17 protein-coding genes are annotated in these 19,056 nt (G+C 34.4%); 5 read left to right on the plus strand and 12 right to left on the minus strand.

The annotated features are described in order from the left end of the window. Positions 1-132: 132 nt before the first annotated feature. The 5 genes from M0Q24_RS05240 to M0Q24_RS05260 are packed head-to-tail and all read left to right on the plus strand — an operon-like array spanning position 133 to position 4,554. Entirely contained in the window at positions 133-711 is a 579-nt protein-coding gene (locus M0Q24_RS05240; protein WP_295048130.1) for a hypothetical protein, read from the plus strand. Next, the gene (locus M0Q24_RS05245) at positions 704-2,329 is read left to right on the plus strand and encodes a BON domain-containing protein (RefSeq protein ID WP_295048132.1); all 1,626 of its coding nucleotides are present in this window, start codon (positions 704-706) and stop codon (positions 2,327-2,329) included. Before M0Q24_RS05240 ends, M0Q24_RS05245 begins: the two co-directional genes overlap by 8 nt. Before the next feature lie 7 nt (positions 2,330-2,336). After that, on the plus strand, positions 2,337-2,831 hold the full coding sequence (locus tag M0Q24_RS05250; RefSeq protein ID WP_295048133.1) for a Rab family GTPase: 495 nt from the start codon (positions 2,337-2,339) through the stop codon (positions 2,829-2,831). Continuing rightward, on the plus strand, positions 2,825-4,057 hold the full coding sequence (locus tag M0Q24_RS05255; protein WP_295048135.1) for a diguanylate cyclase: 1,233 nt from the start codon (positions 2,825-2,827) through the stop codon (positions 4,055-4,057). The genes M0Q24_RS05250 and M0Q24_RS05255 overlap by 7 nt, the downstream gene beginning before the upstream one ends. Before the next feature lie 41 nt (positions 4,058-4,098). Next, the gene (locus M0Q24_RS05260; RefSeq protein WP_295048137.1) at positions 4,099-4,554 is read left to right on the plus strand and encodes a hypothetical protein; all 456 of its coding nucleotides are present in this window, start codon (positions 4,099-4,101) and stop codon (positions 4,552-4,554) included. Here M0Q24_RS05260 and M0Q24_RS05265 read toward each other — a convergent pair. The 12 genes from M0Q24_RS05265 to yajC all read right to left on the minus strand — a co-directional run bounded on the left by M0Q24_RS05265 (position 4,551) and on the right by yajC (position 18,725). After that, positions 4,551-5,360: a TIGR00282 family metallophosphoesterase gene (locus M0Q24_RS05265; protein WP_295048139.1), complete on the minus strand. Its 810-nt coding sequence runs from the start codon at positions 5,358-5,360 to the stop codon at positions 4,551-4,553. The two genes, M0Q24_RS05260 and M0Q24_RS05265, sit on opposite strands and share 4 nt — an antisense overlap. After that, complete coding sequence (locus M0Q24_RS05270) at positions 5,361-8,366, minus strand: DEAD/DEAH box helicase (protein ID WP_295048141.1); 3,006 nt, start codon at positions 8,364-8,366, stop codon at positions 5,361-5,363. Positions 8,367-8,420: 54 nt separating this feature from the next. After that, positions 8,421-8,744 (minus strand): polymer-forming cytoskeletal protein, encoded by a 324-nt coding sequence (locus M0Q24_RS05275; protein WP_295048144.1) that lies wholly within the window; start codon positions 8,742-8,744, stop codon positions 8,421-8,423. Beyond that, on the minus strand, positions 8,741-9,697 hold the full coding sequence (locus M0Q24_RS05280; RefSeq protein ID WP_295048146.1) for a peptidoglycan DD-metalloendopeptidase family protein: 957 nt from the start codon (positions 9,695-9,697) through the stop codon (positions 8,741-8,743). The genes M0Q24_RS05275 and M0Q24_RS05280 overlap by 4 nt, the downstream gene beginning before the upstream one ends. Continuing rightward, positions 9,694-10,791: a bifunctional folylpolyglutamate synthase/dihydrofolate synthase gene (locus M0Q24_RS05285; RefSeq protein WP_295048148.1), complete on the minus strand. Its 1,098-nt coding sequence runs from the start codon at positions 10,789-10,791 to the stop codon at positions 9,694-9,696. Before M0Q24_RS05285 ends, M0Q24_RS05280 begins: the two co-directional genes overlap by 4 nt. A gap of 62 nt (positions 10,792-10,853) precedes the next feature. After that, positions 10,854-12,404: a GGDEF domain-containing protein gene (locus M0Q24_RS05290; protein WP_295048150.1), complete on the minus strand. Its 1,551-nt coding sequence runs from the start codon at positions 12,402-12,404 to the stop codon at positions 10,854-10,856. 2 nt (positions 12,405-12,406) lie between these two features. Then, complete coding sequence (gene lptE / locus M0Q24_RS05295) at positions 12,407-12,928, minus strand: LPS assembly lipoprotein LptE (protein ID WP_295048152.1); 522 nt, start codon at positions 12,926-12,928, stop codon at positions 12,407-12,409. 2 nt (positions 12,929-12,930) lie between these two features. Further along, entirely contained in the window at positions 12,931-15,381 is a 2,451-nt protein-coding gene (gene leuS, locus M0Q24_RS05300; RefSeq protein ID WP_295048155.1) for a leucine--tRNA ligase, read from the minus strand. 14 nt (positions 15,382-15,395) lie between these two features. Continuing rightward, positions 15,396-15,734 carry a DUF6394 family protein gene (locus tag M0Q24_RS05305; RefSeq protein ID WP_021287206.1) on the minus strand — a complete coding sequence of 113 codons (339 nt, stop codon included), beginning with the start codon at positions 15,732-15,734 and terminating at the stop codon, positions 15,396-15,398. Positions 15,735-15,907: 173 nt separating this feature from the next. Then, positions 15,908-16,879, minus strand: a complete 972-nt coding sequence (gene secF / locus M0Q24_RS05310; protein WP_295048158.1) for a protein translocase subunit SecF — start codon at positions 16,877-16,879, stop codon at positions 15,908-15,910. An 18-nt stretch (positions 16,880-16,897) separates the two neighbouring features. Further along, positions 16,898-18,469, minus strand: a complete 1,572-nt coding sequence (secD, locus tag M0Q24_RS05315) for a protein translocase subunit SecD (protein ID WP_295048161.1) — start codon at positions 18,467-18,469, stop codon at positions 16,898-16,900. Next, the gene (yajC, locus tag M0Q24_RS05320) at positions 18,459-18,725 is read right to left on the minus strand and encodes a preprotein translocase subunit YajC (protein WP_295048163.1); all 267 of its coding nucleotides are present in this window, start codon (positions 18,723-18,725) and stop codon (positions 18,459-18,461) included. The genes secD and yajC overlap by 11 nt, the downstream gene beginning before the upstream one ends. Between the last annotated feature and the right edge of the window lie 331 nt (positions 18,726-19,056).

Below are 19,056 nucleotides of genomic sequence, written 5' to 3' on the forward strand. Positions count from 1 at the left end.
ATTAGAAAATTTGCAGATTATACTTAACAATAGTGAGTAAGTAGTGAGTTTTTTTTCATTCATTTTCATTGTCTTAATTATAATATTTATGTATAATTCTTAACTTATATAAAGATTTCAAAAGGTGTTATCATGGCAAGAGATAAAGAAAAAGGCGACATCAGCAATCAAGGAGATTTATCTAAAATGGGAAATGTAGAGCATATAAAAGAGATACTTTTTGGCTCACAAGAGAGAGAATTAAACCTTAGATTTGAAAGACTTGAGCGAGAGATGAAGTCCATGCATGAAGAGCTGAGTAAAAGACTAGATCAAAATCAAAGAGATTTAAATTCTCGCATAAACCACGAGTTTGAAACACTTTCAACAAAAATAAAAAGCATAATTATAAAACAACAAGATGAGTTAGAAGATGTAAGAGACTCTGCATCTAAACAAGAAAAAAGAATCCAAAACTCATTAGACATTATCTCAGAAGAGTTTAACACTAAAAATGAGCAACTAAGAAGTATCCAGCAAGATAACAAAGACTCTTTAGGTTTGGATATAAAAAACATAAAAGATGAACTATTTTTCACTCTACAAGAGAGACTATCAGATCTAGATGAAGATAAACTAGACAAAGCTGATATAGCAAATATCCTAATAGAAGCTGCAATGCGTATAAAAGGCACAAGATTAGAGCAGCAACTAACTGATATAGATGGCTAAAGACGACAAAACTCTAAAAGATGATGAAGCTCTTTTAGAAGCAATTTCTCCCATAGTAAATGAGTTAATAGACAGAAACTATATAAACTCAAAAGACAAGATTGCTGCTCAAATAGCACCACTTATCGGTAGTGCCATCAGAGTTCAGATAAAATCTCAAAAAGATGAAGTAGTAGACGCCCTCTACCCTGTTATGGGAAATATGATTAGCCGTTATGTTGCAAAAACATTTCAAGAGATGTTAGAATCCATAAACAAGCAGATCCAAGAAGGTCTCTCTTTTAGAGTCATCAAAAGAAAAATCCAAGCAAAAATTCGAGGGGTGAGCGAAACTGAACTCCTTCTTAGCCAAAATGCAAACTCAAATATTAGAGCTCTACTTCTTATTCACAAAGAGAGTGGAATAGTTCTAGCCCACGCCCAGAACCCCCTCGCCCCAATAAATGAACCTGAAATGCTAGCATCTATGATGAGTGCTATTAAGAGTTTTATAAATGACTGGATAGAGAAAAATCAAGAGCATAAAGAGCTTGGTGAAATAGAGTTTGGTGGAAATAAAATCACCATAGAAGATGCTGGATATAGCTACTTTGCAATCATAACAGATGGTCCTTTATATGCAAACTCACACAAAAAAATTCGCAAAGTTTTAGAATCTATAGTTGTAGAACATGGGGATTCCATCAGAGAATTTCATGGAGATTTGAGTAGTTTTTCAAATATGACAATATATAAAAAAATATCATATTTATTAAAAAGTGAATCACTTAAACAAGAGAGTTCAAAAAAAATTCATCCTTTTTTATTTTTATTACCTCTTATTCTTGTATTTTTTATTGCATGGAGTTGGTATGAGGCAAATAAAGATGCAAAACTACTAACTGAGGTAAAACAAAAACTCTATACTACACCTCAAATTACATCCTACCGCATAGATGCACTTTTAGATTCAAATATTATCAGCTTAAGAGGAGAAGTGCCCTCAAAGTTTCACAAAGATCTAGCAGAGAGTAAAGTGAGTGAAATCTTAGGTGTACATGGGGTTAAAAATGAACTGATAATTATAAATATAGCTGATGATCCAATGCAGATAAGCTCAAACATTTCATATCTCTTGCAAGGATTTAATCTTTCGTATAATTCAAATATCAGCTACACATATAACTACCCAAAAGTAGAATTAAAAGGTAGAGTCTCAAGTGAGTCTAGCAAAGCAAAACTTCTTGCAAGTTTAAAAAAGATAGATGGAGTAAAAGAGATAAAAGATGAGATTGAAGTAGTTTTAGAAGATATAAAAACTACCATATATTTTGACAAAGCCTCTTCAGAGATAAAAGATAGTGAGATGGACAAACTTATTGAACTAGCTTCTTTGTTAAAGACACAAGAGAGCAAGTTTTTTATAGCTATAGATGGCTATAGTGACTCTTCTGGATCAAGCGAGATGAACAAAAAACTAGCCATTAGTAGAGCTAAAGAAGTTGAACATTTTTTAAAAAACAGAGCTTTAGTTAGCCAAACTCTCAAAGCACAAGGTAGAGATGAACTTCCCTTAGAGTTAGGTATTGATAAAGATTCACAAGAAGCACGATGCGTAATTATTTCATGGAAAAAGTGAGAAGACAATGTTTGCATATAAAGTAGTAATGGTTGGTGATTTTGCAACAGGCAAAACAAGTTTAATAAAACGATTTGTTGATAATAGTTTTAGCGAAGAATACCTAAGTAGCATAGGGGTAAGTATATCTAAAAAAGTTCTTGGTAACTCTACCATGATGCTTTGGGACATTGAAGGAAGAACTGAGTTTAAACCTATCTTTAAGCAGTATTTAAATGGTGCAAAAGGATTTATAATAGTAGCAGATCTCACTCGTAAGAATACTATAGAATCTATACAAGAGCACATAAAAACATCTCTAAGCGTAGTTAGTGATGCTCCTATTTGTATAGCCCTAAACAAAAGTGATATCAAGAGTGACTTTAGCGTTAACATAGAGCAGATTAAAGGGCTCTCTGCAAATATCATTAGTGTTTTTAAAACATCTGCACTAAGTGGGGATGCAGTTGAAGATCTCTTTAAACAATTGAATGCGAAAATAATAAAGGAAATAGCATGTTAAGTCAGTCCATAGCATCTCTTTTATGTAAAAAAAGTAACCTTTCATATCTTATCTTTGATCAAAGTTTTAATATCCTTGACTTCAATGAAGAGTTAGTAGAGATGGCAAATGACAAAAATTCTCTAAAATTTTCTGCAGATGCAAGAGAAGCTTTTTGGGAGTTTATTGGGATTGAGCAAGAGATAACAAAGCTTTTTAAGAGTCATAATCAAAAAAGCTTTGAGATACCTATGATACAAAAAAAAGATATTTTTTATAATGTTGAAGTAGAGATATATGAACAAAACAAGTCAAAAAGAGTTTTGATCGCTTACTTTAGAAAAAAATCAGAGTTTTCACTAAAGTATGCAAATGCTATACAAGAGATAAACAAAAAAACTCTTATCTTTCAAACAGAGCAAAAAGAGACATCTACGCAAAAACATTATTATGATCTGATAAATAAAAAACTGCTAAGTTTTTATGTTGATAGCGATGGCATCATCACACAAGTAAATGATACTTGTTCACTCTTCTTTTCAAAAGATAAAGAGATGATGATAGGAAATCACTTCTCCTACTTTTTTCAAACTAGAGAGTCTAACATAGCCCAAAGTAGCGTTATGCGTGCTATTAATAGTGAAGGTAGAGAGACTCTTTTTCATACAAATATAATAGCTCTACAAAAAGATGAGATAATTTATGAAAATCTTATCATTTGTCAAGATATCACTTACATAAAACAAGTAGAAGAAGAGCTCAAGTTTGCAGCTTCAAATGACAGTCTAACTGGTCTTATAAATAAAAATGGTTTTTTAAAAAAAGTAGATGAGCTTATCCATAAAACAGATGATGAAACTCTGTGGTTATGCCTTATAGATCTAAGTGATTTTAAATCTATCAATGAAAACTACGGGCGCCACGCAGGAGATATGTTACTAAAACATCTGAGTAGACTCCTAAAGAGTTTAGTTAGAGATGGTGACATTGTAGCTAGAGTTGGAGTGGATGAGTTTGCTATACTATTTAACAAAATTAAAGATGAAAAATACCTAGAATCAACCATCAACAGAATACATGAAACTAAAGATTCATCTCCACTTATTTATAGCGCTAACGACACCATAGTATTTGACTTTAAACTAACATCTTCTTGCTATCCAAAAGATGCAGATGATGCAAAAAATCTTATACTTGAGTCTAAAAAACTTATGCGATTAAAAAAACAAAAGAATAGAGTAAGCTAAAATGACTTATAATAGAGTTATTTTACAAGTTGGAGGGTATCATGTTTGTTTCATCATATAACACATATATTACTACAAACCCTACTGACAAAACTTCTGCTCAAAAGATAGAGAAGAGATCATCTTCTAGTGAATCTTTTGAATCAAGATTAAAAGAGTATGCTCCTCTAGAGTCAAAAAATGCTCAAAATTTACCTATAAACTACATCTCAAACTATAAAGCATTTAGTAACAAACAAAAAATGCAAGATGGATTACTAGACAAAGAGACTCAAAAATTTTCTAAAATAAACACGCTAAATAGTGCAAAAGAGGCATATAGCCAAAATTCAAAACCGTTTTCGCTCTTTCTTGAGCCAAAAATAACTCAAAGTCAAACTCCACAGATAGATAAAACTCTCCCATCAGATCTACAATCTGCACAAGAGAAACAACTTCGTCACACTATGGTAAATACCTACTTAGCAAATGATAGTTATTATAAAATAACTGCCTAAGACTCTATCCAAGCCTCAGTTTTTAAAATACGTCCATCACAAAAATATTTTAGTTTAAAAGCATTTGAACATCTACCATCACTTATGTCCATAATGGCTATTTGAAGTATTTTTTTACACTTTCTTGGTATATCAAAGTGTGATTTCAACCCTGTTAAAAACTGCTTTAGAGGTGCTTTACTATCCATTCCTATAACATTGTCTCTACATCCACTAAGACCAATATCACTTAGATATGCAGTGCCTTCTGATATTTGGAAGTCATCGCTACTAACATGAGTGTGAGTGCCTATTATAGCACTTACTTCACCTTGAAGCATCATAAGCATTGCTCTTTTTTCACTTGTTGCCTCTGCATGAAAGTCTATAAAAATATTTTTTACACCACTCTCTTTTAATTCTTTGACTGCTTGTTTAGCTTTTCTAAAAGCATTATCTACTTGTGGCATAGAGAAGTGTCCTAAAAGGTTTAAAATTGCTAGTTTCTCCCCAGCAACTTCATAAACCTTACAACCAGTTCCATGTACTTCATCTGGGTAGTTATGAGGGCGAAGTAACTCATGAGTATCTAGTAGTGGAATTATCTCTTTTTTATCCCAAGTATGGTTCCCACCAGTCATACAATCAACACCAAAAGAGACTAATTCATCTGCATTTTTAGAAGTTAAACCAAAGCCATGAGAAGCATTTTCATAGTTTGCTATTACAAAATCCACCTCATATTCATCTCTAATACTCTTTAGATGTTTTTGTATCATATCTCGCCCTGGTTTTCCAACTATGTCGCCAATAAAAGCAATTCTCATTTACAATACCTTTTGTTTTTGCCCTCTTAGAAAACTAAGAGTAGCTTTTATAATGTCATCATCATCCTTTGAAGATGATTTGATACTCTCTTTTCTCGAAGAGTGTGAAGAGTCGTTTTGGTAAGCTATAGTTATATTCTGCCCATAATTCATAATACTCTTTATCTTCATTTGCAAACTAAGCAGCTTGATAACCATAAGTTCTATAAACTGCTTAGTTGGAGTATCTAGCTCTCCAAATCTATCTATCATCTCTTCTTCTATCTCGTAGATCTCGACTGCATCTTCACATTGCGAGAGTCTTCTGTATAGATCTAGTCTAAGTCTATCCTCTTTAACAACTTCATCAGAGACGAAGGCTGAGATAGTAAGTTTTATATCTACCTTTGCTCTTTGACTCTCAACTGTGTTACTTAGGATCTTGATAGCATCTTCAAGCATTCTAAGATACAAAGAGTAGCCTATGTTTTTGATGTGTCCACTCTGTGCATCTCCAACTAAGTTTCCACCGCCTCTAATTTCAAGATCATGATAAGCTAACACAGATCCACTTCCTAAAAAGGAGTTGGATTCAAGAGCTAAAAGTCGTTTTTTTGCTTCATCTGTTAGGTTCTCTTTATTTTGGACTATAAAGTAAGCAAACCCCTCACTATGTCCACGACCAACGCGACCACGAAGCTGATGCAAGTCTGCTATTCCAAATCTATCTGCACCATCTACTATCATAGTGTTTACATTTGGCATATGTATACCTGATTCTATAATGGAAGTGGCAATCATAAGATCATACTCTTTTGCTTCAAACTTAAGTAACTCTTTCTCAGTCTGTGTCGCGGAGATCTTAGAGTGAAGCATCAACATTCTGAGATCTGGCATTAGCGCTTTTAGCTCTCCAAATTTTATAGGCATATGATCAATACTATTATGTACATAAAAAACTTGTCCACCACGGCGAAGTTCCCGCATAATGACCTCTTTTATAAGCTTTTCATTATACTCTTTAACAAAAGTTCTAACGCCCTGTCTCTCACTCGGCGGAGTCTGTAGCTGACTCATCGTTTTTATAGAACTCAGTGCTTGATTTAGTGAACGAGGAATTGGTGTTGCACTCATTGAGAGAAGATGCACATTGTGGTAGATCTCTTTGATCTTCTCTTTTTGCTTTACTCCAAACTTATGCTCTTCATCAATGATAACTACACCTAGATTTTTAAAAGCTAAACCAAAGAGCGCATGAGTTCCAACCACTGTATCAATCTCGCCAGATGCAAGCCCTTTTATGATAGCGTTTTTATCTTTTGAGCTTACAAATCTATCTAGTTTTGCATACTTGATTCCAAGCGTCTCAAATCTCTCATGTAGAGATCTGAAGTGCTGAGCTGAGAGCAGTGTTGTAGGGACTATAAAGGCTGATTGAAAGCCTGACTTGTAAGCTGCATAGATGGTATTTAGTGCTACTTCAGTTTTTCCAAAGCCCACATCTCCACTAAGAAGTCTATCCATAATATGCCCAGAAGCCATTTGAGAGAGTATCTCCTCAACCGATCTATTTTGATCATCGGTATAAAGAAATCCTGAGAGCTTTTGAAACTCTATGAGATCTTCTTCCTCAATTAAGATCTTTGGTGCTTTAATAAGCTCACGAGCAGCAGCAGTATTTACTATCACGCCTGCGATCTCCAAGAGTCTCTTTTTGACTTTCTCTTTTAGTTTGCCGAAGCTTCCCTTGCCAAGTTTGTCTAAGATAGGAACAGATCCACCTGATGCGATATATCTATCTATAAAATCTAAGTTCTCTACTGGCAAAAGTATCTTATCATCGCCAACATATTTGATAACTATAAAATCTTTAACACCACCGAGTATCTCTGTCTGCTCAATCTTCTCAAATATTCCCACACCATAATCTTCATGAACAACATAATCTCCAGCCTTTAAGTCATCTAGAAGGATGGAACTTTTTCTTCTTCTTCTAATCTTCTCTGGCTTATTTAGTGAGATAATCAGCTCATCTTTTGAGACGATATTTAGTATATATGGTGCATAAACTTCTTTAATACCACCAAGATTAAAAAGACCTGCTTGCTTCATCAAAGCTTCATTTGCCGCTATGATAGTTATTTTTTTGTTTTTATGGACTTTAAGCAGAGCATGCAGATCTGTAACTGCAACCTCTCTAAAATCATCACTAGAGCTTAAAGCTTCAAGGTTAAAATCTTCTCTTGGCAGAACTGGATTGTTGAGTGCATATGCATCTACTAAGAGTGCATCTAAGTTTTGTGAGAGTTTGACTACTTTGTTTGTTAAAAAATTTGAAGCCTTATCTTCAAGATACCAGAACCCAAGAGATGAAATATCCTTAACCAAAGAATCAAACTCACTTGATTTTACTCTTTTATCAAGCTCATCAAAACCCTGCTCATCCAAAGAGTAAAAAGCTGGACTTATCTCAATTTGCTCAAGTTCTTCTTTTTGTGTTCTTTGAGATTCAAGCTCAAAATACTTTATCTGCTCTATAGTCTCATCAAACAAAGAGATACGAACAGGAAGCTTAGATCCAGGTGCGTAGATATCAATAATATCACCACGAAAGGAGATCTCACCTTGAACTTGAACCATATCTACAAAATTATATCCCCAAAAGAGCATCTTTTCTTTAAACTCACTAAGCCCTATGCTAGAGCCAAACTCTATGGTTTTTGTTTGAAGTAAAGAAGCTTCTGGAAGTGGAAATAAAAGTGTTTTTAAAGGAGATATAACAAGAGGTTTTTGCTTCTTTTCATAATACTTTTTAAGCCCCAAAAAGAGCTGATGTAACTCTTCTGTGTAGACTCTTAAGTCATCCCCAAAACTAGCACGAAAATCTGGAAAAACTATAACTTCACGGTTGAAAAATTTTGCAACACTACTAAGAGCCTCTGCTTCTTTTGCATCTTGACATATTAAAAGTTCTAAATCTTGTTTTTTTTGGGTTTTAAAGTACTCGAAGAGTCTATTTTGTGACATCTATTTCCTAGTGGATTTTGTTTTTGTGAAGTTATTAAAGCAAAGAGTTAACTCTTATACTTTAAGTTCTTGTTTTTTAATTTCTAATGTTTGTGGAGTTGGTGCTGGTGTTGCATCTTTTACAACGCTACTTCCTTCAAATACACCTTTTGCTTCGATAACAAGTTCGGCTGACTCTATAGTTCCGTTTACTCTCCCTGCTGCTTTTATCTCTACTCTTTGGGCGTTTACACTTCCTTCTATATAGCCTTGAACTACTAGTCTTTGAGTGTTTACATCGCCTTTTATATGACCGTTTTTACCGATATTTACCTCTTTTTTAGAGTGTATAATTCCTTCAAATTCGCCATCTACATATAAATTACAAGAGAGATTCATTTCTCCTTTAATCGTAGAGCCAGCTGTGATGATGGTAGTGTTTGCGTCGGGTTTGGTATTTTGATGTGTGCTGTCGCTGTTATTAAAGATTGCCATGGTACTGTATTTTCCTTTTCAAATATGGTTTTATAATTTTGTACATTCCATTTTACAAAATAAAATGGATTTACTGTTCTTTGAACAAATCTTATCTCATAGTGTAAATGCGGTCCACTACTCATTCCTGAGTTGCCAGTATATGCGATAAGATCACCTTTTTTTACAAATTTACCCGATTTTATCACAACACTGTTTAAATGAGCAAAATAAGTTTTAAATCCATAATTATGTTGAATAATAACAAGATTTCCAAAACCACTTTTTTCATGATGACCAGAATATTCAACTATTCCATCTGCTGTAGCATAAACAGGTGTTTTCAATGGTGCTTTCATATCAAGACCACGGTGGAATTCTTTTCTATTTAATGTGGGATGAACTCTATAGCCATACTTACTTGTTACGCCATTATATTCTATGGGAGAGCCACTTGGAATAAATTGTAAGAGTGTAGCCATATGTTCAGAATTTAGCTTTGTTAAGCTAACTCTCTCTTTTAATGACATATCTGCAACTGGAGCTAAGCCTATAAGTGTCTCTATTTCAGAGAGAGAGTCTGAAACTTCAGTGAGCTCTTTTTTCTTAGTTAAAAGCCTCATCTGAGTGTCTTTCATACTTAAATCAAGTTCTATATTTTTGTCTTTTAGTTCTTCATATGCTATTTGAGTATTTTGTCGCTTTAGTTCTATCTGATCAACTGAGTAATCTAGATAGAGAATCGTACCTACCGCTGTCAGAGATACGAAGCCGATAGATATTACTATGTACAATAAAAACTTTTTAACTATCTGATGCAAGTTAAACTGTTTAACGCCATTATCATCGTTGATGGTAATTGTAAAGTGATTATTCATATTTCATTTTTCCACTCTTTATAACTTTTAATAAAAGCTTCCACGACACTAAAAGAGCCAAAAACAAGATAAGAAGTATCTTTGTCAACTCTTTTAAACTTAGTGTATTTTATCTCTAATTCATTTAAAGTTCTTTTAAGTACTTCAAATGTCTGTGCTCTGTTATCATTTATGTCTATAAGTTCTACACTATTAAGTATTGGCTTTAAGATCTTAAGTATTTGCTCATGATCCTTATCTTTGTAAGAGTTGTAAACCAAAACATATTTTTTAGGACTAAGAGCTTCTTTTATAGCCTGTGCAGCTAAAGGATTGTGACCAACATCAACTATGATGTTATCGTCTAATCTACTTAGTCTTCCAAAAAGTCTAGCACCATTAAAATCATCTGTAGCATATTTGATGCCAAGAAACTTTAAAGCTGCTATGCTAAGTGATAGATTATCGACAAGATAGGAAGCTAGCTTTAACTCTTGTGCTATTATTTGTATCTTTTGTTCATCCTCAGTATCAAGATATTCTTGATATTTTCTAATATCCAAAGAATTCTTGAGTGCGAGATCTTTTGCAACACTATAAACTTCACTGCTCTGCGTAGCCAAAATAGCACTATTTTGTATAGCACGAAGTTTCGTAGTTGCAATCTCTTTTATACTCTCTCCCAAAAATGCTTGATGATCATAAGCTATAGGTGTCACTAAGGTTAAAAACTTATCAAAAACAGCAGTAGCATCGTGTTCCCCACCTAGCCCTGCTTCCATTACTACATATTCACAACTACTAAAAACTATACTTGCTAATAAAGTTGTATATTCAAAATAAGAGAGTGCATCCGAGTCTTCTTTTTTTAAAATATTTTGTAGTTTTGTGTGGGCCTCTTGCAATACTTCATCACTAGCATCACTTCCATCTAACCAGACTCGCTCATTGAACTCTAGGATGTGTGGAGATGTGTAGTGACCTACACTAAAGCCACGTTTATAGAGTGCTGATGCAAGAAATCGTCCTGTCGTACCTTTGGCATTTGTGCCAATAAGATGTATTATTTTAGGATTTGCTAATTTCTCTTTTATACTCTTATATACACGAGGCATACGCGTATAATCTATCTCGTTATAAAAAAGAGGTTTTTTAGCTAAAAATATTTGAAGCTGCACTATTTTTTAGATGCAACTCTATTGCGACCATCTTTTTTAGCTTGATATAGATACTCATCAGCAGAATTTATAAGGTTTTGCAAAGAGGTATGATTTACTCTCTCACTCACTCCAGCACTAACCGTCACCTCTATTCTTTTACCTCTATACATAAATCTAGCCCTCTGAACATGTTCTCTTATCTTCTGGGCAAAAACAACTCCGCCTGCTGTGTCCGTTTCACTAAGAAGAGCTATAAACTCTTCTCCTCCATATCTTCCAACTATATCAACACTTCTCACTTCTTTTTTAAGAATCTTTGCAAAAGCACCAAGGACTGCATCTCCAGCCTCGTGCCCATAGTTATCATTTACATCTTTAAAGTGGTCAAGATCGAACATTATAATACTAAAATTGTGCCCATATCTCTCAAACTCTGCTTCTTTGACTTTTAAAAGCTCATCTAAAGCTCGTTTATTAAAAAGTTTTGTTAAAAAGTCTTCTTTTGAAGCATTTTTCGCCTCTTGGAGCTCTAGTTCAAGTTTACTTATTCTTTCACTCAATACCTTTACTTCGCCATTTTGGTTTTTAAGATCTCTACTTAAGAGTTGAGTGTTTTCTTCTAATGCAGTAGCAATTATAAAGAGTTTTTTATGAGCTATGCTAAAGTTTGTATCTGCATCTTCATTGTAAGACTCTAACTCTTTTTTTATTTTTTGAATCTCTAATGTTGAGTCATCTGAGCGTTCTATCATCTCAATTAGTCTAAAAGAGAGCTTGTCTAAAACACCATCTATAGACGCTAACATCTCTTTTACGCTATTTTTATCTAATGCGATTCTAAGCATAATTATTGATTTCACTTCATTTTCTATGCTTGAATTATCTATTATTGATGGGTTTTCATTTAATCTTTTACTCAAATCTGCAATTTTTTCATTTACACTAGATGCGATAGATGGAACAAAAGATGAAACCAAAAGAGATACAACTTTTTGTAACTCTTTTTGTTGTGAACCTTCTTGTGAGTGTAACTTTGATAAGTCTATACTTTGTATAGTTTTTTTAAGGTTCGTTTTATCTACACTTGCGAATAACTTTAGTTTTTCTAAAAAAGAGTCATCATAAGTAGTTATAAAATTTATCCATTGTTGTCTATAGTGTTCATATTCTGTTGTACTTGGATTTGAATTTAAAAGCTTTATGCCCTCTTTTGCAAGCACCGATGCTTCTGCATTATGTAAAACTTCTACAACTTGAAGTATTCTTCTTATAAGTGTATTTTGTGCGTCTAAGAGTTCTGTACAAATAGTAGGTTTTGTTCTATTTAGCCTTGAGATTAAAAACCTAGCTAACTCAGCCATAGTAGTTATTCTATACTGTGTTAACTCTTTTTGGAACTCTGGATTTAGAGTTTTAGAGAATTTATCTACATGGGCACAATCTTCATATACAACTCCAGCCTTTTGAGCTTCCTTGCAAAAAGCATCAGCATAAAAATCAGGGGTAAGTAACTTACCTTCTAGATCCAGTCTTTTAATAGTCTTTTTTATAATCGTCCCAACTGTCATAACTACTCCTTAGATTCACTCTTTTTTTTAGCAGCTGCACCTTCAGCTGAAACCTTAGCAACAAAAGAGCGTATAGCCTTAGCAGCACTAAATTTTATAGCTTCAAATCTCTCTTGGTCAGTTACAACAGCATTAGGAGAGACTGAAAAATCATATGTTCCATTAAGAGAATATCTCTTACTTACGCCACTATGGTGTCTTAATATATTTAGATTTAATCTCATCTTATAACCTATAATAAAACCATCTTTATCATAAACAAGAGGTGAGTAAGTTGGGTTTGAGATAGAGATTTCCAAATGTGTATCTGACTCATCTCTACTTCTTAGTGAAGCGTGAAAAACCTCTATAATAGCCTCATCAACTGCATCTTTAATGATAACCGTATTTTCAGGATCTTGTGCAGATATGCTAATACTAGTACTTATTTTCTCGCCCATTACTTCGCGAGCAAACTTTGAACTTGGAGTATATCCGCATCCACTAATAACTAAGAGTAAGATAAAGGGCAATAAGATTCTCACTACTATCCTTTTACTACGATATTTACAAGTTTTTTAGGAACTACTATCTCTTTTACTATGGCTTTATCTTCAAGCCACTTTGATGCGGCCTCTTTTGCAAGAGTAATTATCTCTTCATTGCTAGCATCTGTACTAACTTCTATCTCAGTTCTTCTTTTACCATTTATGGATACTCCTAGCATCATAGAGTCGCAAACAAAGACTTCATCAAGGACAACTTGAGGCTTTAGGTTAGCAAGTCCAAAATAATTACTGCTTATCTCATAACAAACATGTGGAATAATTGGCTCCATAATTGAGCTAAGAATCCAGTATGCTTCACTCCAAACATCACTGTTTTGCTGTAAGTTAAGTGCGTTTAAAGCTTCCATAACCCCTGCTATAAGTGTGTTAAAAGTATGTCTTTCATTGTAAACATCATTTGCTCGAACAAGTGCTTCATAGACTTTTACTCTTGCAAATTTTTCTTCTTTACTAAGAGTTGAGTGCTCTATCTTAGGAATAGTATTACACTTTACTACATTTACACTTCGCTCATAAAATCTTTTTATAAATCTATATGCACCCTCGACTGCATTATCATTCCACTCTAGCTCTTGAGTTGGAGGAGCTGCAAAGAGTATAAAGAGTCTTGCTGTATCTGCACCATATTTTTCTATAATGGCATCAGGATCTACAGTATTGCCTTTAGATTTTGACATCTTTGCACCATCTTTTAGAACCATTCCTTGAGTTAGGAGATTGTCAAATGGCTCATCAAAATCTAAGTAGCCTAGATCTCGAAATACTTTTGTAAAAAATCTTGCATATAAAAGATGAAGTATCGCGTGTTCTATTCCGCCAATATATTGATCAACTCCCATCCAGTAAGAGATCTGCTCTTTTGAAAAAGCTTCATCTTTCCAGTTACTCTCTGAGGCACAAAAACGTAAAAAATACCATGAAGACTCAACAAAAGTATCCATTGTATCTGTCTCTCTTGTAGCATCTTTACTACACTTTGGACACTTGCAATATTTCCAAGTGGGGTGTCTCTCAAGAGGATTACCCTCACCTGTTATCTCTGCATCTTTTGGAAGTGCTATAGGGAGATTTTCTTTTTTCTCCATTACTAAACCACACGAGTCACAATGCACAAAAGGAATAGGAGCGCCCCAATATCTCTGACGACTCACTCCCCAATCTTTGAGTTTATAGTTAGTTGTTTTTTGACCCATTTTTGAATCTTCAAAGTATTTTATAATCTCTTTTTGAGACTCTTGAGAGTTTTGTCCGTCAAAAGATCCAGAGTTAAAAAGCTCTCCCACTTCTGTAAATGCTGAGTCAACTTTCACATCTCCAGCAAATGGTTTAATGACTGACTTTATATTTAAGTTATACTTCTTAGCAAAATCAAAATCCCTCTCATCGTGAGCTGGAACTGCCATAACAGCACCGCTTCCATAATCCATCAAAACAAAGTTAGCAACCCAAACTGGAATCTCTTTTTTTGTAAGTGGATGAATTACACTAATGTTTAGTGCTACACCAGATTTTTCTTTTTGTCTATCTATGGAAGATGTCTTTTTCATCGCATCTATTTTAGCGACTACTTCATCGCTTAAAAGAGAGTTTTCTATCATGTAAGTGACAATTTTGTGTTCAGGTGCTAGAGCTGTATATGTTACACCATAAATTGTATCTGGGCGAGTTGTAAACACATCAAAAGAGTCAAATGTGTTGTTTAGTTTTTCTTTAGAAGCAGAACCAAAAAACAGATCAAAAGCCAAACCATTTGACTTTCCTATCCAGTTCTCTTGCATAGTCAAAACTTGTTTTGGCCAACCACCCTCTAGATTTTTTAAAGAGTCTAAAAGTTCATCGCTATACTCACTTATCTTAAAGTAGTACTGATTCATATCTTTTTTTACTATAGGAGTATCACATCTCCAGCAACATCCATCGATCACTTGCTCATTTGCCAAGACTGTTTGATCATTGGGACACCAGTTTAGTAGCCCTTTTTGACTGTACATTAAGCCTTTTTCGTACATATCAATTATAAAGCCTTGTTCAAACTTAGTGTAGAGTTCATCACTCGTTGCAAACTCTCTATTTTTTGAAAAAGAAAAGCCTAAAGCTTTAAACTCACCCCTCATATAGTCTATATTGTTATAAGTCCACTCTTTTGGATCTGCGTTGTTTTTTATAGCTGCATTTTCAGCTGGCATTCCAAAGCTATCAAAGCCTATAGGATGAAGGACATTGAAGTTTTGTTGACGATAGTATCTAGCAAGTGCATCACTAATAGAGTAGTTTCTAACATGTCCCATATGAAGTCTTCCACTTGGAAATGGAAACATGCTCAATATGTATTTTTTCTTTTTTGTGAAGTCTTCGCTAGGTTCAAAACTATCATTTTTAGCCCAAAAATCTTGCCATGTTTTCTCAATAATCTTAAAGTTGTAATCCAAAAAAAGTTCCTAAGTTAATATTCTTCGTGTGTTTTGGAACTCTCTATATAAACAAGTCCAACAGAAAAAAGATTTGCAATTAATGCACCAATAGTTAGTGCTATAGCCCACTCTAAATTTCCAACAACTTCTAAGTAGATAAAAGCTGGTATAAGATGCAAATCAGCCACAAGTGATGATGCTAAAAGCTCTGCTGAGAGCAAGTTTCTAACACCTATTTTTAGTACCGTTGATACTAGATTCAGACTAGCCGCGACAAAAAGTGCTACTGCACTATGTTCGTATAAAAACCCCGCTATAGATGTCAAACTCATCAACGAGAAAAATACATATATTACTTTACCCCAATCCATCACAATCCTTTAACCAAAATTCTTTACACTAAAATTGAGTGATTATACAAAAAAAAACTTAAGTAGTGACTGAATAAGCTTGCTTCTTGAGTCTAAGAGATTAACCTATTTTTGATGAAGGTATCACCTGACTCATGTCAAATATGAGTCAAGTTGTAGTTTGAAGTGAGTTTTTACATCACTCCTGATTCAAACTGATCACGCATTTTTTGTTTTTCTAATTCTCTTTTTGATTTATCAGCTAGTTTTACATGATAAGCTTTTATATCAAAGCCAAACCATAAAAGTATAGGTGATGCTACAAAAATAGACGAGTAAGTACCGATTACCACACCAACTAAAAGAGTAAATGCAAAGGCGTGGATAATCTCTCCACCAAACATAAAGAGCATAAAGACCACAAAGAAAGTTGTAAGTGAAGTTAGTGTTGTTCTTGCAAGTGTTCTTGTAACTGACTCATTGATCACTTCACTAAGCTCTGTATTTTTACTTCCCGTTACATTTTCTCTAATACGGTCAAAGACGATGATAGTATCGTTTAGCGAGTACCCAAGCAGTGTTAAAAGTGCAGCTAAAACATCAAGATTTACATCTAGTCCAACAAGTGCAATAGCCCCAAGAGCTATAATAATGTCGTGAGTAAGTGCTAGTATAGATGCAACAGCAAAACGCCACTCAAATCTAAAAGCAACGTAGATGAGTATCCCAATGGTAGCTAGAACTAAAGACATTATCCCCTTCTCTTTTAGCTCATTACCAACCTTTGGTCCAACTATATCTACTCTTCTTATCTCATACTCGCCAGTTCCAACTAATGCTTCGCGAGTTACATCTCCGATATCTACAGTGATACTACTAGTGGCACTCTTCATTCGGATAACTACTTCATCAGCCGTACCAAATTTTGTGATAGATGCACCATCAAAAAGCTCGTTTGACTTTAGTTTTTCTCGCATCTCATCTATTGGTGCTTCTGTGTTGTACTTTACCTGAACAATTGTTCCACCAGCAAAGTCAACTCCATAGTTTAGACCTTTTGTCATGAGAAGTACAAAAGACGCTAACAACATAAATACAGATATAGCCAAAGCTAGCTTTGACTTACCCATAAAGTTAAGTGGTCTTGTATATTTAAAAAATTCCATATATTTTCCTAACTAGAGTCATTTTGACTCCCTTATTCCAAACCAAAATCTGTTGTTTTTGCTCTTTTGTATTCTAGACTCTAGGAGTTGGTATATTCCATGAGTACCTAAAATTGCTGTTAACATCGATGCTAAAATACCAATGCTAATAGTTACAGCAAAACCTTTTATAGCACCAGTTCCATAAGCGTATAGAACAACTGCTGCGATTAGCGTAGTAACGTTGGCATCAAGTATAGCTCTTACAGCATTTGCATAGCCCTCTTCTATGGCTTTATGGATAGATTTACCCTCAAGCAGAAGCTCTCGTATCCTCTCTGTGATGATAACATTGGCATCAACTGCCATACCAACAGTCAAAACGATCCCAGCCATACCAGGAAGAGTTAGAGTCGCACCAAAAAGACTCATAACCGCTAAAATAATAAATAAGTTAGCAATAAGTGCAATATTTGCAACAACACCAGCGGCTCTATAGTAAAGCATCATAAAAAGTACGACTAAGACAAATCCACCTATAAGTGCAATCATACTAGCTTCTATACTATCAGCTCCCAAACTAGGTCCTACTGAACGTTTTTCCATAACATATATCGGAGCTAAAAGTGCACCTGAACGTAGAGCGATAGATAGATCTTTTGCTTCTTCTACTGTGTAGCTTCCAGAGATTTGCCCTGAGCCCCCACCAATTCTTTCATTGATATTTGGAGCAGAGTAAACTTTGCCATCAAGCACAACTGCTAGTCTTTTTCCAACACTTCTACCTGTAAAATCTCCAAAGATTTCAGCACCCTCAGCATTTAACTTAAAGTTAATAAGTGGTCTGTTATTTTGATCAAATCCCATAGATGCATCTGTTAACATTCCACCATCAAGGATTGGAATCTCACGGACAAGATACTTAATATCAGGATTTTTAACATCATCCAAAATAACATCACCATAAGCTGCCGCATCTGCATGGCTCATGTTTTGAACTCTTGCTGCTCTATCTTCATCAACTGCCATAAGTTCAAGTTTTGCAGCACGAGATATAAGCTCTCTAGCTCTTTGCTCATCTTCTTGCGTTTTGATACCAGCTAGTTGAACAAGGATTTTTTCATCCCCTTGACGAGCTACTTCAGGCTCAGCCAAGCCAAACTGATCTAGTCTGTTTCTTATAGTCTCAATAGCTTGATCTACAGCTTGTTTTTGCGTTCTTATGACCTCTGGGGGAGTAAGTTCTAGTAAAAAAGATTCACCATTTACATCTATACTAATTCCGGTTGTATCTTTTAAGTAGTTTTTTACACGTTTAACATCATCGATATCAAGAAGTGAAAATGTGATAGATGACTCATCAAAAGTAAGAGCATCAACTAAGATATCTTCTCTTTGAGTATAGTGCTTTATACTAGCCGCTATTGATTTTACTCGAGACTTCGTAGCTTCTTCGGTTTTAACACCCAAAAGAAGATGCAAACCACCTTGTAGATCTAGCCCTAAGGTTATTTTTTTTCCATCTTGAAGTTGCAGAAGGGAAGGAGCTGAAAAGAAGATCCCAAACACTATTGCAACAGCAAAGATTACTGTGCGGTAATTAAGCTTCATCCTCATACTTTCTTGCGATTGCGTCTCTTGCTATTTTAGTGATTACATCATCATTCATCTTAACACTTAAAAATTTCTCTTCAACTTTATGAATAACTACTATAAAACCGCCATTAGTAACGACTTTATCGCCTTTTTGTAGAGCTTCTATCATCTCTTTTCTAGCTTTAGCCTCTTTTTGTTGTGGGCGGATGATTACAAAATACATGATTGCTATTAGAAAAACAAACGGTAATAATTGACCTATAATTTCCATGGGTGTAGTGTCCTTTTATTAAATTGTGGCGATTATACAAAAAAATGATTAATAAGCGACTGAATGTCGGCTCTTAAATATTGCTAGTTTAGTATATATATCTTTAAAGATTTTGATTCTTCTTTAGTAGAATTGTTTAAAAAAAAGATATTTTTCACTAATCTAACAAAACTTCACTTCCTAATAAAGAGTAAAATCATTTTCGAGTCTAACTAAGTTATTTCCTTTGATCTGCTTTATAGTCTCTGCTAATTTCAAAGTTTTTTCCTCTTCATAAGCGATGGAACTTTGTGCTTCTAGATTAAACTTACTCATATTTGCATCTAGATAT

Origin of the sequence: Sulfurimonas sp. (genome assembly GCF_023228785.1) — a bacterium.
Classification (GTDB): domain Bacteria; phylum Campylobacterota; class Campylobacteria; order Campylobacterales; family Sulfurimonadaceae; genus Sulfurimonas.

What these genes read in the sequence shown, in the direction of transcription:
- M0Q24_RS05275 (WP_295048144.1), bottom strand. Translation starts at nt 8,744, where the DNA reads ATGAATCTCTCTTGTAATTTATATGTAGATGGCGAATTTGAAGGAATT.
- M0Q24_RS05290 (WP_295048150.1), bottom strand. Translation starts at nt 12,404, where the DNA reads ATGACAGTTGGGACGATTATAAAAAAGACTATTAAAAGACTGGATCTA.
- secF (WP_295048158.1), bottom strand. Translation starts at nt 16,879, where the DNA reads ATGGAATTTTTTAAATATACAAGACCACTTAACTTTATGGGTAAGTCA.
- M0Q24_RS05240 (WP_295048130.1), top strand. Translation starts at nt 133, where the DNA reads ATGGCAAGAGATAAAGAAAAAGGCGACATCAGCAATCAAGGAGATTTA.
- M0Q24_RS05245 (WP_295048132.1), top strand. Translation starts at nt 704, where the DNA reads ATGGCTAAAGACGACAAAACTCTAAAAGATGATGAAGCTCTTTTAGAA.
- M0Q24_RS05260 (WP_295048137.1), top strand. Translation starts at nt 4,099, where the DNA reads ATGTTTGTTTCATCATATAACACATATATTACTACAAACCCTACTGAC.
- yajC (WP_295048163.1), bottom strand. Translation starts at nt 18,725, where the DNA reads ATGGAAATTATAGGTCAATTATTACCGTTTGTTTTTCTAATAGCAATC.
- secD (WP_295048161.1), bottom strand. Translation starts at nt 18,469, where the DNA reads ATGAAGCTTAATTACCGCACAGTAATCTTTGCTGTTGCAATAGTGTTT.
- M0Q24_RS05255 (WP_295048135.1), top strand. Translation starts at nt 2,825, where the DNA reads ATGTTAAGTCAGTCCATAGCATCTCTTTTATGTAAAAAAAGTAACCTT.
- M0Q24_RS05280 (WP_295048146.1), bottom strand. Translation starts at nt 9,697, where the DNA reads ATGAATAATCACTTTACAATTACCATCAACGATGATAATGGCGTTAAA.
- M0Q24_RS05250 (WP_295048133.1), top strand. Translation starts at nt 2,337, where the DNA reads ATGTTTGCATATAAAGTAGTAATGGTTGGTGATTTTGCAACAGGCAAA.
- M0Q24_RS05270 (WP_295048141.1), bottom strand. Translation starts at nt 8,366, where the DNA reads ATGTCACAAAATAGACTCTTCGAGTACTTTAAAACCCAAAAAAAACAA.
- M0Q24_RS05285 (WP_295048148.1), bottom strand. Translation starts at nt 10,791, where the DNA reads ATGCCTCGTGTATATAAGAGTATAAAAGAGAAATTAGCAAATCCTAAA.
- M0Q24_RS05305 (WP_021287206.1), bottom strand. Translation starts at nt 15,734, where the DNA reads ATGGATTGGGGTAAAGTAATATATGTATTTTTCTCGTTGATGAGTTTG.
- M0Q24_RS05265 (WP_295048139.1), bottom strand. Translation starts at nt 5,360, where the DNA reads ATGAGAATTGCTTTTATTGGCGACATAGTTGGAAAACCAGGGCGAGAT.